16 protein-coding genes, 2 pseudogenes and 2 riboswitches are annotated in these 16,901 nt (G+C 43.9%); of the genes and pseudogenes, 4 read left to right on the top strand and 14 right to left on the bottom strand.

Going from position 1 to position 16,901, the window contains the following annotated elements; genetic code table 11:
• The 7 genes and pseudogenes from D0466_RS22460 to D0466_RS00040 form a co-directional block, all read right to left on the bottom strand.
• Positions 1 to 305: pseudogene (locus D0466_RS22460) on the bottom strand (hypothetical protein); the annotation flags it as partial.
• A 151-nt stretch (positions 306 to 456) separates the two neighbouring features.
• Positions 457 to 774, bottom strand: a complete 318-nt coding sequence (locus D0466_RS00010) for a DUF3243 domain-containing protein (protein WP_117320511.1) — start codon at positions 772 to 774, stop codon at positions 457 to 459.
• Positions 775 to 889: 115 nt separating this feature from the next.
• The gene (locus tag D0466_RS00015; RefSeq protein ID WP_117320512.1) at positions 890 to 2,380 is read right to left on the bottom strand and encodes a UDP-N-acetylmuramoyl-L-alanyl-D-glutamate--2,6-diaminopimelate ligase; all 1,491 of its coding nucleotides are present in this window, start codon (positions 2,378 to 2,380) and stop codon (positions 890 to 892) included.
• A 264-nt stretch (positions 2,381 to 2,644) separates the two neighbouring features.
• A pseudogene (locus tag D0466_RS00020) lies at positions 2,645 to 3,883 on the bottom strand (S8 family peptidase).
• A gap of 375 nt (positions 3,884 to 4,258) precedes the next feature.
• Complete coding sequence (gene cphA / locus D0466_RS00025; protein ID WP_117320513.1) at positions 4,259 to 6,874, bottom strand: cyanophycin synthetase; 2,616 nt, start codon at positions 6,872 to 6,874, stop codon at positions 4,259 to 4,261.
• Entirely contained in the window at positions 6,871 to 7,683 is an 813-nt protein-coding gene (locus D0466_RS00030; RefSeq protein WP_117320514.1) for a cyanophycinase, read from the bottom strand. Before D0466_RS00030 ends, cphA begins: the two co-directional genes overlap by 4 nt.
• Before the next feature lie 331 nt (positions 7,684 to 8,014).
• On the bottom strand, positions 8,015 to 8,314 hold the full coding sequence (locus tag D0466_RS00040) for a DUF3817 domain-containing protein (protein ID WP_117320516.1): 300 nt from the start codon (positions 8,312 to 8,314) through the stop codon (positions 8,015 to 8,017).
• Between the two features lie 158 nt (positions 8,315 to 8,472).
• On the opposite strand from D0466_RS00040, the gene D0466_RS00045 reads away from it, so the two are divergent.
• A complete protein-coding gene (locus D0466_RS00045) occupies positions 8,473 to 8,592 on the top strand; it encodes a 3-methyladenine DNA glycosylase (protein ID WP_117320517.1) in 120 nt (39 codons plus the stop codon).
• A gap of 47 nt (positions 8,593 to 8,639) precedes the next feature.
• Here D0466_RS00045 and D0466_RS00050 read toward each other — a convergent pair whose 3' ends face one another.
• Positions 8,640 to 9,662: a M42 family metallopeptidase gene (locus D0466_RS00050; protein WP_117320722.1), complete on the bottom strand. Its 1,023-nt coding sequence runs from the start codon at positions 9,660 to 9,662 to the stop codon at positions 8,640 to 8,642.
• 182 nt (positions 9,663 to 9,844) lie between these two features.
• Entirely contained in the window at positions 9,845 to 9,997 is a 153-nt protein-coding gene (locus tag D0466_RS21975; RefSeq protein ID WP_158555758.1) for a hypothetical protein, read from the bottom strand.
• A 325-nt stretch (positions 9,998 to 10,322) separates the two neighbouring features.
• Here D0466_RS21975 and D0466_RS00060 point away from each other — a divergent pair, with 325 nt between their 5' ends.
• Complete coding sequence (locus D0466_RS00060) at positions 10,323 to 10,958, top strand: Bax inhibitor-1/YccA family protein (RefSeq protein WP_117320519.1); 636 nt, start codon at positions 10,323 to 10,325, stop codon at positions 10,956 to 10,958.
• A gap of 70 nt (positions 10,959 to 11,028) precedes the next feature.
• Here D0466_RS00060 and D0466_RS00065 read toward each other — a convergent pair whose 3' ends face one another.
• The 4 genes from D0466_RS00065 to D0466_RS00080 form a co-directional block, all read right to left on the bottom strand.
• Positions 11,029 to 11,541, bottom strand: coding sequence for an acyl-CoA thioesterase (locus tag D0466_RS00065; protein WP_117320520.1), 513 nt, complete (start codon positions 11,539 to 11,541; stop codon positions 11,029 to 11,031).
• Between the two features lie 79 nt (positions 11,542 to 11,620).
• Positions 11,621 to 12,169 (bottom strand): M15 family metallopeptidase, encoded by a 549-nt coding sequence (locus D0466_RS00070; RefSeq protein ID WP_407675589.1) that lies wholly within the window; start codon positions 12,167 to 12,169, stop codon positions 11,621 to 11,623.
• 254 nt (positions 12,170 to 12,423) lie between these two features.
• Positions 12,424 to 13,128, bottom strand: a complete 705-nt coding sequence (locus tag D0466_RS00075) for a DUF459 domain-containing protein (RefSeq protein ID WP_158555759.1) — start codon at positions 13,126 to 13,128, stop codon at positions 12,424 to 12,426.
• A 196-nt stretch (positions 13,129 to 13,324) separates the two neighbouring features.
• Positions 13,325 to 13,492 carry an aspartyl-phosphate phosphatase Spo0E family protein gene (locus D0466_RS00080; RefSeq protein WP_233522473.1) on the bottom strand — a complete coding sequence of 56 codons (168 nt, stop codon included), beginning with the start codon at positions 13,490 to 13,492 and terminating at the stop codon, positions 13,325 to 13,327.
• 256 nt (positions 13,493 to 13,748) lie between these two features.
• A riboswitch (TPP riboswitch) is annotated at positions 13,749 to 13,853 on the top strand.
• Positions 13,854 to 13,923: 70 nt separating this feature from the next.
• Positions 13,924 to 14,022: riboswitch (TPP riboswitch) on the top strand.
• 93 nt (positions 14,023 to 14,115) lie between these two features.
• On the opposite strand from D0466_RS00080, the gene tenA reads away from it, so the two are divergent.
• Together tenA and thiW are read left to right on the top strand one after the other, a co-directional pair.
• Complete coding sequence (gene tenA, locus D0466_RS00085; protein ID WP_117320524.1) at positions 14,116 to 14,805, top strand: thiaminase II; 690 nt, start codon at positions 14,116 to 14,118, stop codon at positions 14,803 to 14,805.
• Positions 14,806 to 14,818: 13 nt separating this feature from the next.
• Positions 14,819 to 15,340, top strand: a complete 522-nt coding sequence (gene thiW / locus D0466_RS00090; RefSeq protein WP_117320525.1) for an energy coupling factor transporter S component ThiW — start codon at positions 14,819 to 14,821, stop codon at positions 15,338 to 15,340.
• Positions 15,341 to 15,484: 144 nt separating this feature from the next.
• Here thiW and D0466_RS00095 read toward each other — a convergent pair whose 3' ends face one another.
• A complete protein-coding gene (locus D0466_RS00095; protein ID WP_117320526.1) occupies positions 15,485 to 16,696 on the bottom strand; it encodes an MFS transporter in 1,212 nt (403 codons plus the stop codon).
• Between the last annotated feature and the right edge of the window lie 205 nt (positions 16,697 to 16,901).

The raw sequence follows: 16,901 nt of genomic DNA on the forward strand, positions 1-16,901 counted from the left end.
CCTCCAGCTTGCATGCCTCCATATTGGGGACCTCCGTATTGCGGGCCTCCAGCTTGCATACCTCCATATTGGGGACCTCCGTATTGTGGGCCTCCAGCTTGCATGCCTCCATATTGGGGACCTCCGTATTGCGGGCCTCCAGCTTGCATGCCTCCATATTGGGGACCTCCGTATTGCGGACCTCCAGATTGGCTTCCGTACCCACCAAAAGCATCATCTTCGTCCACCTGACGACGGTTTTCAAACTGTTCTTCATCTGCTACATTGATATGAAATTGCGGGTACATTGGTCCGTATCCGTACATATGCATTCACCTCGAGTAATAAATTCCTATTATACATATGTAGACGAAACCCATGTGTGCCTGCCACAAACCGGGGTCAATAACAGAAAAGGATAAACGCTCATTTTCTGAAACAAATGAAAAAAGCCTGCCATCCGGCAAGCTCCGTTCCTTATTGCACCATTCTGACAAGCATATGGGCCAGCTTATGCTGCTCCTCTTCATTGCCGACTTTCCATAGTTCCTGCAACAACTTTTCTTCGCGATTTCGTGGTTCTTCATGAGCGGCAAGATAATCCGCTACCTTTTGGGCGGTTTTTGCAAGCTGTTCTTCGCCCATTCCCAACTTTTCGCCTTTTGCCACTTTGTCACCTAAATAACTCTTAAACGTTTCAAAGCTTGAAAGAATCTCATCCTTTTTGCCTTCTCCCATTGATTGCAATTGTTCTTCAACTTTTCCTTGATTTGCTGCATTGTTGTTTGTTTCCATCACATTTTCTCTCCTTTCGGTGGTATGTGTATTCAATCCCCGATATTAAATAAATTCAAACATTAACAGCAGCAAATTTACTGAATTTACCCCAAATTAATTGTTCACCCTTCCATCAATAGAGCTCTGTCCCTGCATCATGTAATGAATAGATATTATCCTGAAGAAGTGTTTCTATCATTTCCCGGTCTGAATGGGCTGGAAACGAAAACATCTCTTTATATAATTCAGGCCCTTTTCCGGTAATGAATACCCAATCTCCTGCTTGTGCGTTTTCCCAGGCTTCTGAAATGGCAACAGTCCTGTCCGAGACTACTTTTCCTTTTCCATTGCCATACTGAATGGCTAGCTGTTCCAGTTCGGTGGCCATTGAATCTCCATTAACGCCATTCAAGTCATCAAAAGTCAGGATAAAGCTATCACTCATGCCTGCGGATGCTTCTACGATATGCTTCCTTTTTGAAGGATCACGTCCGCCGCGAAAACCGTAAATATGGGAAATATGCTTTGCACCAAAATGTCTAGCCGTATTCAGGCAATATTCAACTGCATCCTGAGTGTGGGCGTAGTCGATGACAAATGTGGCTCCCGCCGGATGGGCGTACATTTCAAATCGTCCCGGTACCCCATCAAAGCGTTCTAGCGCTCTAATGATTTTTTCTTCCGGAATGCCAATAAGCTTTGCGGCCGCAAAAGCGAGTGCTGCATTATAACCGTTATGCAAGCCAGGAAAGGAAAGATGTACGATATGTTTTTTACCATCTTCATTCAGCGTGATTATGCTTTTTTCTGACGTATTCATTCGGCCGATCCGCATGTTGTTATGGCTGGATTTTCCGACAGTGAATATTTTCTTTTGTTCCATATGTAAAAGATTGGTGAGCCTAACCCCCCATTCATCAAGCTGATTGATTACCGCCCGTCCATCCCTTTTTAAGTGTTTCAGAAACAAGCTTGCCTTTATTTGAAAATAGTTTTCCATTGTATGATGGTAATCCAGGTGGTCATGGCATAAATTAGTGAAGATTCCCAGGTCGAATTCGATTCCCTCCACCCTGGATTGGTCCAGGGAATGTGAGGACACTTCCATGATGATATATTCATCCTCACTTTCTGCCAGTAGTTTTTGTAACTGTATGGCATCTGGAGTTGTATGGGAGGACTTTTTATTTTCGCCGTTTATGATGTAGGCCACTGTTCCAAGCAAGGAACATGACAGACCTGCTTCAGCAAGAATATGTCTTAACATATAAGAAATCGTTGTTTTACCGTTTGTTCCAGTTATGCCTATCAGCTTATGCTTTTTGGCCGGATTTTCGTAAAAGGCACCTGCTAGCTTGGCAGCCGCTGCCCTGCTGTCGGTTACCCTGATATAGGGGACAGATAGGTTTTCATTTTTTTCGCCCACGATAGCTGCGGCTCCTCTTTGGATGGCATGTCCGATAAAGTCGTGCCCATCATGGACAAAGCCCGGAATGGCTACAAAAATATATCCCTCTTGCATTTTTTGGGAATTCGTTTCAATCCCGGTTGCATGTATTTCAGGAATAGAGGGAATCTGCACAGCAATTTCCTTAATAGCAGCTATAAGCTGTGATAATTTCATCAACAACACCCTTTGGTAATATTCGACTTTTGTTATCTTTCGTTTTCCCAAAAATGCCGATTATCATTAAGGAATTCATATGTTTTCCTTTACCCTTTTTTGAAACCGAAAAATAACCGCCGGCTCACCTTCAACAGGGAGCCGGCTGCCTATACATATTGCAAATTTTTTTTTGTTTCGAAGCATGGTGAATGTTGCGGATTTAGTTGCGAAATAATAAATTTGGTTGCGAATTTCGAATTTTTAATTGAGATTCCACACGGATTATTTGACGCGCGGGAAGCCATAGCCTGAAGCGTAATCATCACCTGTTGATGCCCCATGGCCGCCATTTATATCATAGGCTTTCGCTTTGGCTTGAAGTTGTGCCCTGAGACCGGTATGTGTAAGGGATGGATTTGCGGCCCAGAGTTTCGCGGCCAGGCCCGAGATATGCGGTGTGGCCATAGATGTCCCGCTTATCGTGTTATAGCCATTGTTCAGCCATGTAGATTCAATATTCGCTCCGGGAGCAGATACTTCGATATCCTTTTCGCCTATCACATAGTCGCCGTCAGTTTCAGGATTGCCGCGAGAGGAAAAATCAGCAACCCTATAAGTACCGTTTTCCTGTATATTTTCTAATGCGGCAACAGCAACTGCATTTCTCAAGGCTCCCGGGTATCCGATTGTATTCGCCTCGTATCCTCAATTTCCCGCTGCTGCGACGACTAGTACGCCCTTGCTATAAGCATAGTCCACTGCACCCGCAATGAGCGAATCTTTGGATGAAGATCCTAAAGACATGGATATGATTACACGCGAACCGGTACTGGCAGCTTGATCGGCAGCATGCCGGATAGCGGCGGCGATATCATCTGAATACCCAGTACCTGAATCGCCCAGTACCTTGTAAGCCCATAATTTCGCTTCCGGGGCTACTCCGAAAATACCGGAGCCGTCTGAGCCGCCATTTGCCAGGATGGTACCCGAAACATGGGTGCCATGCCCATTTCTGTCTGTACACGAATTATTGACAATAGTAGAAAATACGGAGGTAAAATTTTTGCATTGCTCGATTTTGGAGGCTAAATCTTTATGGGTTTTGGATGTACCCGTATCAAGAACGGCAACTTTAATTCCTTTTCCGCCCGTCGTTTGTGCGATGGCTGGTTCGCTATAAATCGCTCTGATTCCCCAAGGGGTGCGTGAGGAAGGAACCGCAGCCGGAAAAACAATGTCTAATATATTAGTTTGGGCGATTTTTACGATTGAGACTTTTTGAACTTTCAACTTCCTGTTCTTCTTTATCGCTTTTAATTCCTCTGGATTCACGATTGCCGTAAAACCTTCATCGCCAAAATCCCTTTTCGTTTTGAATTGTTTCCTGACCTTGGTGATTTCGTTTTTGGTTCCTTCAATGTAAACACGTAAATCTTCCTTGCTATCCCCTGTAGAGTCACCAGAATAGGCATTTGCAGCACCAGTGAACGATGAAAAAATGATGCCAAGACAGATTAGCATTGCGCCAAGCTTTTTCCTTCACATTTTTCCGCTCCTCTCCATTTTTCAATCTGTTTTAATATTAATCTTGTTGTAGGTTTATTTTATTTATAATTTTCAAAAAAATTTTCGATAAGTCTAGCTCACCATTTTTCTCCGTTTAAAACCACCCTCACTTGCACATAAAAAAGGGATTTTGTTCCCAGTTTGGTTATAAAGGGATATGAAATACCGAAAAGAATCGGGCCCCTTCTACCCGGATAAAGCAAAAACAGAAAATTTTGTAACAAAACGAATCGAACATTCTTCCTACAACGCAAAAAAAAACTGCCGTTTTGGCAATTTTCGTTAAAATAACACAGGCCGTCCGACATAGGTGTCGAACGGCCCGAAGTCTTATTGATGTTGGTGTTTACTTACCAGTTGAAAAAAACTGGTTACATAATCAAAATCTGTATAGAAGAAGAGCAGAAGATCTCCTGGTTTTGAAAGCTCCCATGCTTTTTTAAAGGCCTCTAGTTCGTTGAGGACGATAAGGGTTTGTTCTTTTTTTAATCTCCTTTCAATTGCGGCCCTTTGGATAAGATTTGCCAGTTCATATTGCCGTCTGTCCCGCAAATCGTCATCCTCTTTGATCACCAATAGATCCGTATGCTCAGCGGCAATGTAAGCCATTTTAGTGATGTCCTCATTTTTCCTGTCTCCCGGACCGGCCAATACGGTGATGACCCGCTTGTTTCCGAAGCCGCTGACGGTGTCATAAATGGCTTCCATTCCTGATGCATTGTGGGCGTAGTCTACAATTATCGTCCGCCCTTTCATATCCCTTTTGTTGAATCTGCCTTTAGAAAGGGCAACATCCGGTATAAAAGCAAGGGCTTTCGTTGTTAATTCGTGTAATGGCACTCCTTGTGTGTGGGCAGCAGCCATGGCTTGGAGCAGATTGGAAATATTGTGTTTTGCCGCTCCTCCTATTGTAATGGGAAAGTTATTGCACGGATGGACGGACTCTAAAATCCCGTTTGAAGCGTAAACAATCCAGCCAGAATGGTCGACATACCAGGCTTTCTTCTTTTCAAAAATGGCCTTCTGGATATAAGGGTTATTCTGATGAAGCGACGTAAAAATGACCTCGCCCTTTGTATAATCTGCCATTTTTGCCACATGTTCATCATCCGCATTCAGGACGCAATACCCATTTTCAATCACAACCTCCGGAATCAAGCGTTTCAACTTGACCAACTGTTCAAACGTTTCGATCCCATCAAGGCCCAAATGGTCTTCGGCTACATTCGTTACGATTCCAACATCACAATGCCGGAAAGCAAGCCCTTCCCGGACGATGCCGCCCCTGGCCGTTTCCAATACAGCAAAATCGACTGTCGGGTTGTGCAAGATTTTCCTTGCGCTGATCGGTCCGCTGCAGTCTCCTTGATCTATGGCAACATTGTCCACGAATACACCGTCAGAGTTCGTCATTCCTACCGTTACGCCTTCTTTTGCAAGGAAATAATTCACCAGGCGGGTTGTTGTCGTTTTACCGTTTGTCCCGGTCACGGATATGATTGGAATGGAGGCTTCTTCACGTGTTTTAAAAAGGTAGTCCAGAATCGCCTTGCCTACATCCCGGCTTTTCCCTTCACTTGGGTAATGGTGCATTCGGATTCCTGGTGCTGCATTGATTTCGATAATCGCCATTTCATGTTTATCAAAAGGCTTAGAAATATCTTTACAGATAAAATCAATCCCGGCGATATCCAAACCGATCGCTTTTGCCGCCGTCACGGCTATTTTTCTTATCGTTGGATGTACCTGGTCTGTTACGTCAATCGCCTTGCCGCCTGTAGATAGATTGGCATTTCCAACGACCTGGATGATTTTTCCCTTGTCAGGAATGGAATCGAGGGTTAAATCCAGTTTTTCCAAATAGCAGGAGACGGTATGGTTGAGCGGGATTTTAGACATTGCTTTTTCATGTCCATCCCCTCGAAGAGGATTTTTATTTTCCTCATTAATTAAATCGCGGATGGTATCCACTCCATTACCAATCACAAAGGGAGGTACACGGAGGCTTGCGGCAATAAGCCTGCCATCAACCACAAGTATCCGGTAATCATTCCCTTCATAATGCCTCTCTAAAATATACTTGTCCACATGCTGGTCCAGGCAGCTCACTACATTAAAGAGTTGCTCTTTATTTTTGATATTTGTGATGACTCCCTGCCCCTGCCTTCCATTCAAAGGCTTGATCACTAGCGGGAAGCCCATGATTTCCGACTGTGCAAAGATTTCTTCCATCGTCGAAACCACTTCCCCATCAGGAACAGGCAGGCTGCATGATTTTAATATTTCTTTTGTCAGTTGTTTATCACAGGAATTTTCGACAGCGAGGCTAGATGTCTGGCTGCTGATGGTAGCCTGAACGAATTTTTGCCGTGATCCTGTGCCCAGGCGGAGAAGGCTGTCTTCGCCGATTCTTTCCACCGGGATATTCGAAAGGATTGCTGCTTCATATATTGCCTCGGTACTCGGCCCGAGCTTGTTTTTATAATAAAGTTCAGCCACTTTATTGACGTATGGACGGGAATCGAGATGTTTTTCCCCTTTTAACAGAAGCCCGGCTATTTCCATTGCGGCTTCAAAGGAATAGAGCCCGGATTGTTGCTCCTTATATGCGTATGTCACATAATAGATTCCAGGCTTTTTGGCCGTAATTGTCTTGCCGCGCCTTACGTCAATTCCGGCAGCGAGCTGGAGCTCAATTGCCATATGTTCCAGGATATGGCCCATCCAAGTCCCTCGTTTCAGGCGTTCAATAAATCCGCCTTCGTATCCTAGGGAGCATGTATGCTTTTTAAGACCCGGCAACGTTTCTATAAGGGCTTCAGTAAAACCAGGTATTGTATCTGATGGCCGAAGCTCAAGATCCTCAATATCTACTTCAATAAACATCATCGGTTTATAGGCGAAGTAGTTAGGTCCTTTCAAATACCTTACACGGTTGATTTTCATTCTGTTTTCCCCTTTTTGAGAATTAAGATTCGACGGGATAGATCAAAACTGTAGCCCCGGGTAAGCGCATGCAGCTTAAATCCTGAAATAGTGAGCTCTTCGCTCCCATTTTCTCCAATCTTGATATCGACAAATTCGCTGCTTTTACCATCGATAACGAGAACCTGGTGTTCCCCATAAACTTCAAACTTGTTATCATGCACTAAAATGGCTGTATTCTCATCAATACCGATGCCGATAATTTCCCTGTTTTCCGCTATCGCGCTCAATAACCGGTCAAACCTGGCCCGTTGTGAAAAATGCTGGTCAATCAAGATATGGTCCAAAAAGCCGAATCCGGTTCCTAATTCAACATTGAGTTTATCATCATTTAGCTTGGTGTCTGCAGCCACTATCATTGACTTGGCCATGATTGATGCCCCGGCACTTGTCCCTGCGAGGACCATGCCATTTTTCCATTTATCAGTCAGCTTTTCGTGCAATCTTGTACCGCCGATTAATTTTGAGAGCCTGCTTTGGTCACCGCCTGTAATAAACACAGCGGAAAGCGACTCTACAAGCTCTAGGATTTCCGGATTTTCCGCCCGTTCCCTTGAATCTACATCAATCACTTCCACACGCCCAACACCCAGCTGTTTAAAGGTTTGTATGTAGTCAGAACTTACTTCGTCAGGAATTTCCGAGGCAGTCGGCAGGATTCCAATGCCACTGTTTTGCCGGCCGGCGAGGTCGACGAACTTTTGTAAAACCTCTCCGCCATGAAATTTCTCTTCCGCTCCGCCTATAATCAATAATTCACCAGGTTTCATGAATTTCTCACCTTTGCTTAAGAGATTGAGGATGACCAATCAGGGGCCCTGAACCCAGAAGTCTTCAATTACATCATAAATTAAGCTTCAGAACTGGAGTTGGAGTCTTGGGTTTGACCCCTTTGCTTCCTGATTCAGCCTCATTTAAAAATACATACTTTGTATTATGTATTAATGGTATGTTAAACATTCATATTTTCGACTTTCATTACGCCGGAATACCTTTATTTGGATGGTTGTTTATTAATTTTATGAGGAATGATCCGGAAGAAGACGTTCAGAAGAAAATATGGTTACAAGAAAAGGACCCGCGATTCTCCGCAGGCCGCTCCTACTTCTTATTAAGCTTTCGCTGAAGTTTCGAATCCAGTACGAAGTTTCCAAAAGGAATGAACGCAACGGCCACCGCCCCGAAAACCCACTTCCAAAACCAGCGTACCCTAAAGGCAGTATACCCTATGGCCAGGATGTACATGATGAAGAAGAATCCATGGAGCGAGCCTACAATCCTGACTGCCATCGGCATATCCATCATATATTTCAGAGGCATGGCGACAGCGAGTAATACAAGGAGCGAACCGCCTTCAATGACACCCATAATACGAAACAGCTTGATTGGTGATTGCAGCATAGTAACCCCCCACTTTTTTTAGCGATATACCATCATTATAACCATTAGCAAAGGAAAAAAGTTACTATATTTAGATTTCCTAGTAAAATGATACTGGATGTTTTTTTGCCGGAAGGAACGGGAATGGAATAGTATACGCATTAAAGGAGGAATCTAACATGTCAGAAAAAAAGAAACGCATTGAAAACAATTCTGTGGAACAAAATGAGAAAAAGGAACGGAAACAAGACATTAGCCCTCAACGCGACCCTGACAAAAATGATCCTCCGAAAAAATAGAAATGGTGAAAAGCCTGCTGTCCGGTGGACAGCAGGCTTTCATTGTTTTAAACAAGCTCTGACTGAAGATAATGGACGAGCAGATTTGCGGTATGGCGCAACGAAGAAATATGCGTCCGTTCAAAGGCATGCGATGCATCGATGCCGGGACCGACCAGACCATGGACCACATCATGTCCGGCACGGATCGCGGCAGATGCATCAGAACCGTAGTAAGGATAGATGTCGACACGGTAATCGACTCTGTTTTCCTTGGCAAGGTTCACCAGATGTTGCCGTAATTTATAGTTGTAAGGGCCTGAAGAATCCTTGGCACAAATAGAAACACTGTATTCATCAGTCGCTTGCCCCTCACCGATGGCTCCCATATCGACCGCTAGATATTCAACCGTTTGATCCGGAATATTGGAATTTCCCCCATATCCGATCTCTTCATTATTCGAGATAAGGAAATGGGTTGTATAACGCAAAGCAATGCTCCCTTTTTGAATCAAATCCACTAAATGAAGCAAAATGCCCACGCTCGCTTTATCATCCAGGTGCCTAGATTTCAAGAATCCGCTTTCTGTTTGTTCTATCCGGGGTTCAAATGAGACAAAATCGCCGACTGATATACCGAGAGCGCCCGTCTCTTCTTTTGATTTTACCGGCTCGTCTATCCTTACTTCTATCGTTGTCTCATCGCGTTTTGCTTCCCCGGCGTTTTTGTACACATGGACCGATGTCTGGTTAATCAAAATGGTCCCCGTATATTCCTTGCCTGTTGCCGTATGGATCTTACAATATTCCCCCTCGACCGAATTCCATTTAAAACCGCCAATCATCGTCAAGCGGAGACGGCCATTGCTTTTAATTTCTTTTACCATCGCCCCAAGGGTATCGACATGGGCCGTCAGCAGCCTGTGCTTGCTTTCGTCCTGCCCTTTTATGGAAGCGAGCAATGCGCCTTTGTTCGTAATCTGATAAGAAACCCCTTTGTCTTCCATAAAGCCGGCAACATATGAAATCGCGGCCTCCGTATAACCGGATGGGCTTGGTATGGAGACCAAATCAGTTATGTATGAAACCATTTCTTTTTCATTAACTATTGACAATATCATTTCCCTCCTTATTCCCTTACAATTATAAACCTTCACTGGCTTGTTTGTTAGGTAAAGGTATAATCATCATTACAGGTTTTAGTTCCTCCTGCATATTTTACCCATAAAAAAAGCCGTTCATTGGTAAACGGCTTTTTTCATCCATATATTTTTCACCTTAAGGTTGAAGCAATAGGGGCTATGGCCATTACCAAAGCAGGCACTGCATACAAGAGGGCATTTTCCATGTTCACTTTGCTTTTCCAGCGGTTTCTCCACTCTTTATAACGGGGTTCCCTTTTGGCATACCAATCTGCAAAATTCATGGCATTTCCTCCTTTTGTTTGAATAGATTACACGTTCTATTTACCCTTTTTTTAACAATGTAAGCCAGCTGCCCATAAACAAGAGTAACGAAAAATGCCCATAGCTGAATACCGTGTATTCCTAATACAAGATTATTACCTGATGAAGGTGATTTCCTGCCTGATACTGGGATTCCTTCATAGCCCCAAAGAAGGCATATTACGTGCCTGATTCCCAATCCTCATCTCCTAAATCTTGATAATCAAAGAAGGGGAAAAAAAATCATGAAACTTACTGCCCGTTCGTACGTATAACTTGTGTATAGACTTATTATGAGGTGATTTTATGTACTCTCAAGCGGCACAAAATTATATGCCGTCGGTTTTAAGGACGTTTGCCCTTTCACTGGCAGTGTCGGTGCTTGGCATGGCTGTGGGGATGTACGTCCCGCCTGCGTTGTTCCTGCCTCTGGCTATTCTCGAGCTGATTATGTTAATCGGGGCATTCATGCTGCGAAGAAGAAAAGCGATCGGTTATACATTTCTTTACACCTTTACATTTATCTCGGGCGTTACCACCTATCCGATCGTTTCCCATTATGCAGCAGCTGCCGGCACGGAAATCGTGCTGCTTGCGGGGGTGACAACTACCGCGGTTTTCGGGGGATTGGCTCTTTATGCAGGGACAACGAAGAGGGATTTTTCCTTTCTTGGCGGCATGCTGATGGCTGCGCTATTAGCATTAATCGTAATCGGGGTTTTCAATATCTTTGTACCGCTAAGCTCTACAGCGATGCTGGCATATTCATTCATAGGGATCCTCGTTTTTAGCGGGTATGTCTTGTATGACATCAATCGGATGAAGCGTTACGGAGTGAGTGCAGAAGAAGTGCCGCTTATGGCCCTTAGCCTGTATCTTGATTTCATTAACTTGTTTGTGAACATTCTGCGGTTTTTTGGCATATTATCAAGCCGTGATTAAATGCTGGAAGGTGTCCTTTTTCAGGACACCTTCCAGCATTTTTCGCCAAGGCGCGTTTGCATTCTGCTCTTCACCAAGGTAAATCCGCGCCAAAAGTCTTTGCAAGCTGTTCGGTATCTTTCCGCCTCTTTTTTCGGATTTCCGCTCTTAGTTTCCCTGTTTCAAAGAGGTTCTTTTCCGTCTCTGTTTGAGGTACAAGCCTTGGAACCGGTGTTGGTTTTCCCTCTTTATCAATAGCGACAAAGGTTAAGAAAGATATCGCACAGACATTTCGCTCCCCAGTAAGCAAATCCTCCGCGATTACCTTGACCATAACCTCCATGGAAGTGCGCCCGGTATAGGTTACGAATGCCTCAAGGCAAACAGAATTTCCTTCATATATGGGATGCATAAAATCCACTGAATCCGTTGACGCCGTTACGCAATTTGTTCTTGAATGGCGCATTGCCGAAATCGCTGCCACGTCATCAATATACGCCATTAATTTGCCCCCGAACATCGTGCCAAGATTATTCGTATCGGGAGGGAGGACGATGCTTGTTTTAATGACTAGTGAGTCTCTGTTGTGTTTCGTTTCTTCCATAGTTGTTTCTGGCTCCTTCGACTGAATATTCTTCACTTCTACACTTTATTACAAACAATTTGGCAAGGCAACATTCCTGCTATTCGATTCCGGGCGGTTTCTTGCCCCTCTGCAGCTCCCTTAAGGTGAGGCCGAAATCCATTTGCAAATGAGGATAATCTTTGAACTCGCCTTCCCAGTCTGCCCCTGATTCAAATCCGATTTCCTTTGCAATTTCCACGACCTCGTCCCAATCTTTCCTCCCATTCCTGTTTCCATCGTATTCCATATCCCAAATGGCTTCTCCGTTTTTGTCCAGCAAAGCAAAGTCGATTGCCAGCCCAAAATTGTGGAAGGACTCCCCGCCCTTTGCATTCGTCACGACTTTTCCAGGAGTGGTTCTTCCCTGGTTATACAACTGGTTCTGTTCATCAATCGATCTGAATCCCGCCGTAATCAGAATTGGGATTCCTGCTCTCGCAGCTCTGCCCGTCAGCTCATCCCTTTTTTCTGCCACGATCGGATGCAGGCCATCGGGAACTTCCAATTCATCTAGATCCGGTGGCAACACATAATATTTAAACAGCCATGCAGCAAGCAATATGGCTGTGAAAAGCAGCAACAGGATCCTAGCATACTTTGCGGCCACTATTTTCCCCTTCCAAAAAACCCTTATCGTTTTTTATACTAATATTTGTAGATTATACCTGTCCATGCCAACCCTATACAATAAATAAAACTCTGTGGTATCCTACTCGCTGATCGGGGACCTTTTGTAAAGGCGAAGACTAAGGCCAGCAGTACGTATACAGACAAGAAAGTTCTATACTTTCTTACCTCCCCCAAAAAAAGCCCGTACCTTATAACAGGTCCAGGCAACATTCTATTTTTCTTTATAAAACCTTATCTTACAAATTGGTATCGTTCCACTATTCGTTCCGTTATTAATTGATATCCTTTTTCGTTTGGATGGAGGGTGTCACTAAAATAGATTTTCTTGTTTTTGTTTTTGAAAAGATCATTGGTTGGAATGAATGTGGCCTGCTGCTCACTTTTAACGATATCCTTAATCTCCCGATCCCACTCATCTATATGTTTTTCGAGTTGTCCATTGTCCGGGACAGGGTTGTAAAGCCCCAGCACCAATATTGGAGCCCTCTTGTTTTCTCTACCAAGTTTATCCAAAATGGTTTTCACGTTTTTTAGATATCCAGCCTTTTCGGCATTTATTTGTTCATCATTCACATTTTTTACATTGCCGCCGTTGCTGTTGATCAAATCGTTTGTGCCGATAAACAAGATAAAATAATCGGCCTTATCCAGCTTGCTTTCGATACGGGCATCCCCCAGTTGTTTTAAAACACCCTCTGTTTCCTGCCCGGTGATTCCATAGTTCCAGATTCTGAATTTGTCTATGCTTCCTGGTTCGTTCAGCGCTCTCTCCAAGCCATCGACATATCCTTCCCCTTTTTTATCTCCGTATCCGTACGTCAGTGAATCGCCGAATGCCATGATAACCGGGTCATCGTTTCTGGCTTTTGACTGAAAAGAAAACCAAGTGACCGATGCTATTATAAAAACAATCAATACAATCGATAATTTCTTCATGATAAACTCCTTCATAATTATTCAGATATAATAAAGTCTACTTCCTTTTACCCAATTATGGCGAAAACTAACATATCGGTTCATTAACAGCGAAAAACGGGGCTACACATTTGCTAAAGAAAGAAAAAGGCGCCCTGCATCAAACAGGACAGCCCTTTTGGTATGAAGTATAAAAATTATGATCTAGCCGCATAAATCAGCAAATGCTGGAATAAGTTCGTTTTTCCAATAAAAATGTGTTCATTAATTTATCCAATTCCTGGCTTGCCTTTACAGTATCCGGGTTTGAATAGCCAAAAGCATGGGCCAGGTTGATCATTTCTTCTCGTTTTTGTTCTATTTCAATTCCCTTTGGCTCATCCACAATCATTCTCCCAATCCCTTTCTATCCTTCTATATATTTACAATGATTTTAATAGGATAACGCCGGATTAACAAGTCTTATTACCTATATAATTTTGAACTTTTTTTGACAATCTGGAATATAGCATATAAAAAGACTCGTTTTTTTATATACGTATAAGAACCTTGGATCCCAATATAAAGGGTTTTTGTACCAAAATGTGAAATAAGGTTGATTTTTCATCGCTTCATGTTATGATGTCAATAATTACATATTTTTTTAACACTGGGGGAGCCTTCAATGGGCTGAGATTGAACTTTGTTCTAAACCCTTTGTACCTGAACCGGGTCATGCCGGCGGAGGAAAGTGGCTTATCGATTGGATCATTTTATTCATCGCACCCCGCTTCCCTTCTTAGGGAGCGGGGTTTTATTTTTTTGCCAATTTCATAATTTCACTGCTGGGGGAGCCATTTGGCTGAGAAATCGATGGTTAAACCCTTTGTACCTGATCTGGATCATTCCAGCGGAGGGAAGCAGGCTCGAAGAGGATGATACAAAATTGTGTATTGTCAGGGGCCGCTTCCTGTCACGGGGAGTGGCGTTTTCTTTTGCCTGCCACTATCATTTTTTAGGAGGTTTCATATGGAACTGTCAAAAACAAAAAGCTTTTCAGAAAGACTATTTCAATCCGCAAAGCCCATTTGGGAGAAAAACCATCTGCACCCCTTTGTCCAGGGCATCGGAGACGGCACCCTGCCCGAAAATATTTTTGCTTTCTATATGAAGCAGGATTATGTGTACCTGATCGAATATGCCAAGCTTTTCGCTTTGGGGGCGGCAAAGGCCCCTACCTTGGAAACGATGGAAAGATTCGCCCATATTCTGCATGAAACACTTCATTTTGAAATGGAACTGCACCGCACGTACGCAGCCGAATTCGGAATATCAAGAAGGGAATTGGAGCTGACTGAGCCAACGCCCGTCAATCTCGCATATTCAGGATATATGCTAAATGCGGCCTATGGGGGCACTCTCGCAGAACTCGTTGCCTGCCTCCTGCCCTGTGCCTGGGATTACCGTGAAATCGGCCTGCTTCTAAACGCACAAAATGGAGAAAATCTTTCTTTAAACCGTTACAACAGGTGGATTCAGACTTATGCTTCCGATGAATTTATTTCTATGTCAGAGTGGCTCATTGGGCTTATGGATGAGCTTACGGATGGGATGCCAGAAGCAAGTCTTGCTAAACTCGAAAAACACTTTTTGACCACTTCACGTTTTGAATTTTTGTTCTGGGAATCCGTCTGGCGCCAGGATAGCTGGCCTGTTTAGGAGGGGATGGCAAATGGATAGCATACGTAAAATTTCTATGACAGCCATGATTACTGCCCTTACAGCAATTACCAGTTCCTTTGTATTTATCCCGGCCGGAGCCGCGAAAATTTTCCCGATTCAGCATTTAGCCAATGTACTGACGGCTGTTATGCTGGGCCCTGCTTATGCCGTTGCCCAGGCCTTTACTGTATCGGTGTTAAGGAACATGGCGGGGACAGGTTCAATATTTGCATTTCCCGGAAGCATGATTGGTGCTTTGTGTGCAGCCTGGTTTTTTAAGAAGACGAAAAAGATTACACTTGCCTGCCTGGGTGAAGTTATTGGCACCGGGATCATCGGGGCACTCGCTTGTTATCCGATCGCGCTTTTGTTCCTGGGAAAAAAGGTTGCCCTCTTTGGCTTCCTCCCTGCTTTCGTGCTAAGTTCCTTCACGGGTGCTGCCATTGCCTACATATTATTAAAAATCTTTTTAAAAAACACTTATTTGGAGGGGAAAATCCATGGAAACGGCAATGACAATCGTTCGCTCTGATTCCGGTCGGGTGCCGGATCCAGGAGGCCCTGAAATGGGGTGTTTTCCACTACGTATGGCCATTTATTTTCAAATGCCATTAATATATTGTATAACTTTAAGCTAAAAAAACGGCAGCCCCTCGCAGGGACTGCCGTTCTTCTTTCATCCAGCAAGCTCGGTATTTTTTGTTTCTTTCCCAAATAATCCGACAACAAGCGCCCCGATCAGTACGGAAATCGTAAAAATGGTAAAAATGGTTGTCATTGAATACTTTTGCGCAACCATGTAACCGACCAGCAACGGTCCAAGTATCCCGCCAATCCGCCCGATGGCGGCGGCCATTCCCGCGCCTGTCCCTCGTATTGAAGTCGGATACTGCTCCGGTGTATACGCATATAACGCGCCCCACGCACCAAGATTGAAAAATGATAGAAAGATGCCGGAAGTCATCAAGAAAGGCAACTCCTCTGCCGTACCGAAAAAATAGGCGCTCACGGCGGTACCTGTCAAATAAGTGACCAGCACGAATTTCCTGCCAATCTTTTCAATAAACCAGGCAGCGGTGAAATATCCCGGAAGCTGCGCAAGTGTCATGATCAACACATATTGAAAGCTTTTGATCATGCTGAAACCCTTTAATGTCATCACACTTGGAAGCCACAAAAACATTCCATAATAAGAAAAAACAACACAAAACCATAGTACCCACAGTGTAATGGTTTGGCGCAAATGCTCTTTTGCCATTACACTCTTAATATTTTGCCATATAGAAGGTTTCTTTTCATTTTGCCGGGAAACATATCGCGGTGAATCCGGTAAATTCATGCGGATATAAAGGGCATAAACAGCCGGTAAAGCACTCAATAAAAGTGCAATCCTCCAGCCATACTCGGGAATGACGAAATAAGAGATCAAAGCGGCTATCAGCCAGCCCCCTGCCCAGAAACTCTCAAGGAGCACCACAACTCGCCCCCTTCTCTCGGCCGGGACACTCTCTGAAACAAGGGTTGAGGCGACCGGCAGCTCCCCGCCAAGCCCCATCCCGATAAAGAACCTCAAAATTAAAAAAAGTGCCAGGGATGAAACTAATGCTGACAGGCCGCTTCCAACCGAAAATAACAAAAGCGTAATGATGAAAACAGCTTTTCTCCCGATACGGTCAGCCATAATGCCAAACAAAAATGCACCGGCCGCCATTCCGATAGAATTCATGCTTCCAATCCATCCGACTTCCCTCGATGACAGTCCCCACTCCTGAGACAGTGCAACCACTATGAATGAGAGCATACCCACATCCATAGCATCAAACATCCAGCCCATGCCGGCAATGCCCAGCAGCTTCCGTTCCGAAACCGTTTTATGTTTGGTAACCATATAATCCTCCCCAGTACAAATCTGCAAAAATGAAACTCTTACCTATTTTACCTATTATTCCACATTTCTACTACTTGAAAAAAGTTTGAAACTCAGAAATATTTTCCAAAAACATAGTATCTTCTGGTACAATAGTCTTACTTTCTCATATAATCACCATGGAAAACAGATAGTCGCTATGTTTCTCTCTTTTATCATTCTCTGC

Origin of the sequence: Peribacillus glennii (genome assembly GCF_003429105.1) — a bacterium.
Lineage (GTDB): Bacteria > Bacillota > Bacilli > Bacillales > DSM-1321 > Peribacillus > Peribacillus glennii.

Excerpts from the sequence above, each read along its gene's own strand:
- D0466_RS00040 (WP_117320516.1), bottom strand. The coding sequence starts at position 8,314 with ATGCTGCAATCACCAATCAAGCTGTTTCGTATTATGGGTGTCATTGAA.
- D0466_RS00045 (WP_117320517.1), top strand. The coding sequence starts at position 8,473 with ATGTCAGAAAAAAAGAAACGCATTGAAAACAATTCTGTGGAACAAAAT.
- D0466_RS00010 (WP_117320511.1), bottom strand. The coding sequence starts at position 774 with ATGGAAACAAACAACAATGCAGCAAATCAAGGAAAAGTTGAAGAACAA.
- D0466_RS21975 (WP_158555758.1), bottom strand. The coding sequence starts at position 9,997 with ATGAATTTTGCAGATTGGTATGCCAAAAGGGAACCCCGTTATAAAGAG.
- D0466_RS00050 (WP_117320722.1), bottom strand. The coding sequence starts at position 9,662 with ATGGTTTCATACATAACTGATTTGGTCTCCATACCAAGCCCATCCGGT.
- thiW (WP_117320525.1), top strand. The coding sequence starts at position 14,819 with ATGGATAGCATACGTAAAATTTCTATGACAGCCATGATTACTGCCCTT.
- D0466_RS00060 (WP_117320519.1), top strand. The coding sequence starts at position 10,323 with ATGTACTCTCAAGCGGCACAAAATTATATGCCGTCGGTTTTAAGGACG.
- cphA (WP_117320513.1), bottom strand. The coding sequence starts at position 6,874 with ATGAAAATCAACCGTGTAAGGTATTTGAAAGGACCTAACTACTTCGCC.
- D0466_RS00095 (WP_117320526.1), bottom strand. The coding sequence starts at position 16,696 with ATGGTTACCAAACATAAAACGGTTTCGGAACGGAAGCTGCTGGGCATT.
- D0466_RS00015 (WP_117320512.1), bottom strand. The coding sequence starts at position 2,380 with ATGAAATTATCACAGCTTATAGCTGCTATTAAGGAAATTGCTGTGCAG.
- D0466_RS00030 (WP_117320514.1), bottom strand. The coding sequence starts at position 7,683 with ATGAAACCTGGTGAATTATTGATTATAGGCGGAGCGGAAGAGAAATTT.
- D0466_RS00075 (WP_158555759.1), bottom strand. The coding sequence starts at position 13,128 with ATGAAGAAATTATCGATTGTATTGATTGTTTTTATAATAGCATCGGTC.
- tenA (WP_117320524.1), top strand. The coding sequence starts at position 14,116 with ATGGAACTGTCAAAAACAAAAAGCTTTTCAGAAAGACTATTTCAATCC.
- D0466_RS00065 (WP_117320520.1), bottom strand. The coding sequence starts at position 11,541 with ATGGAAGAAACGAAACACAACAGAGACTCACTAGTCATTAAAACAAGC.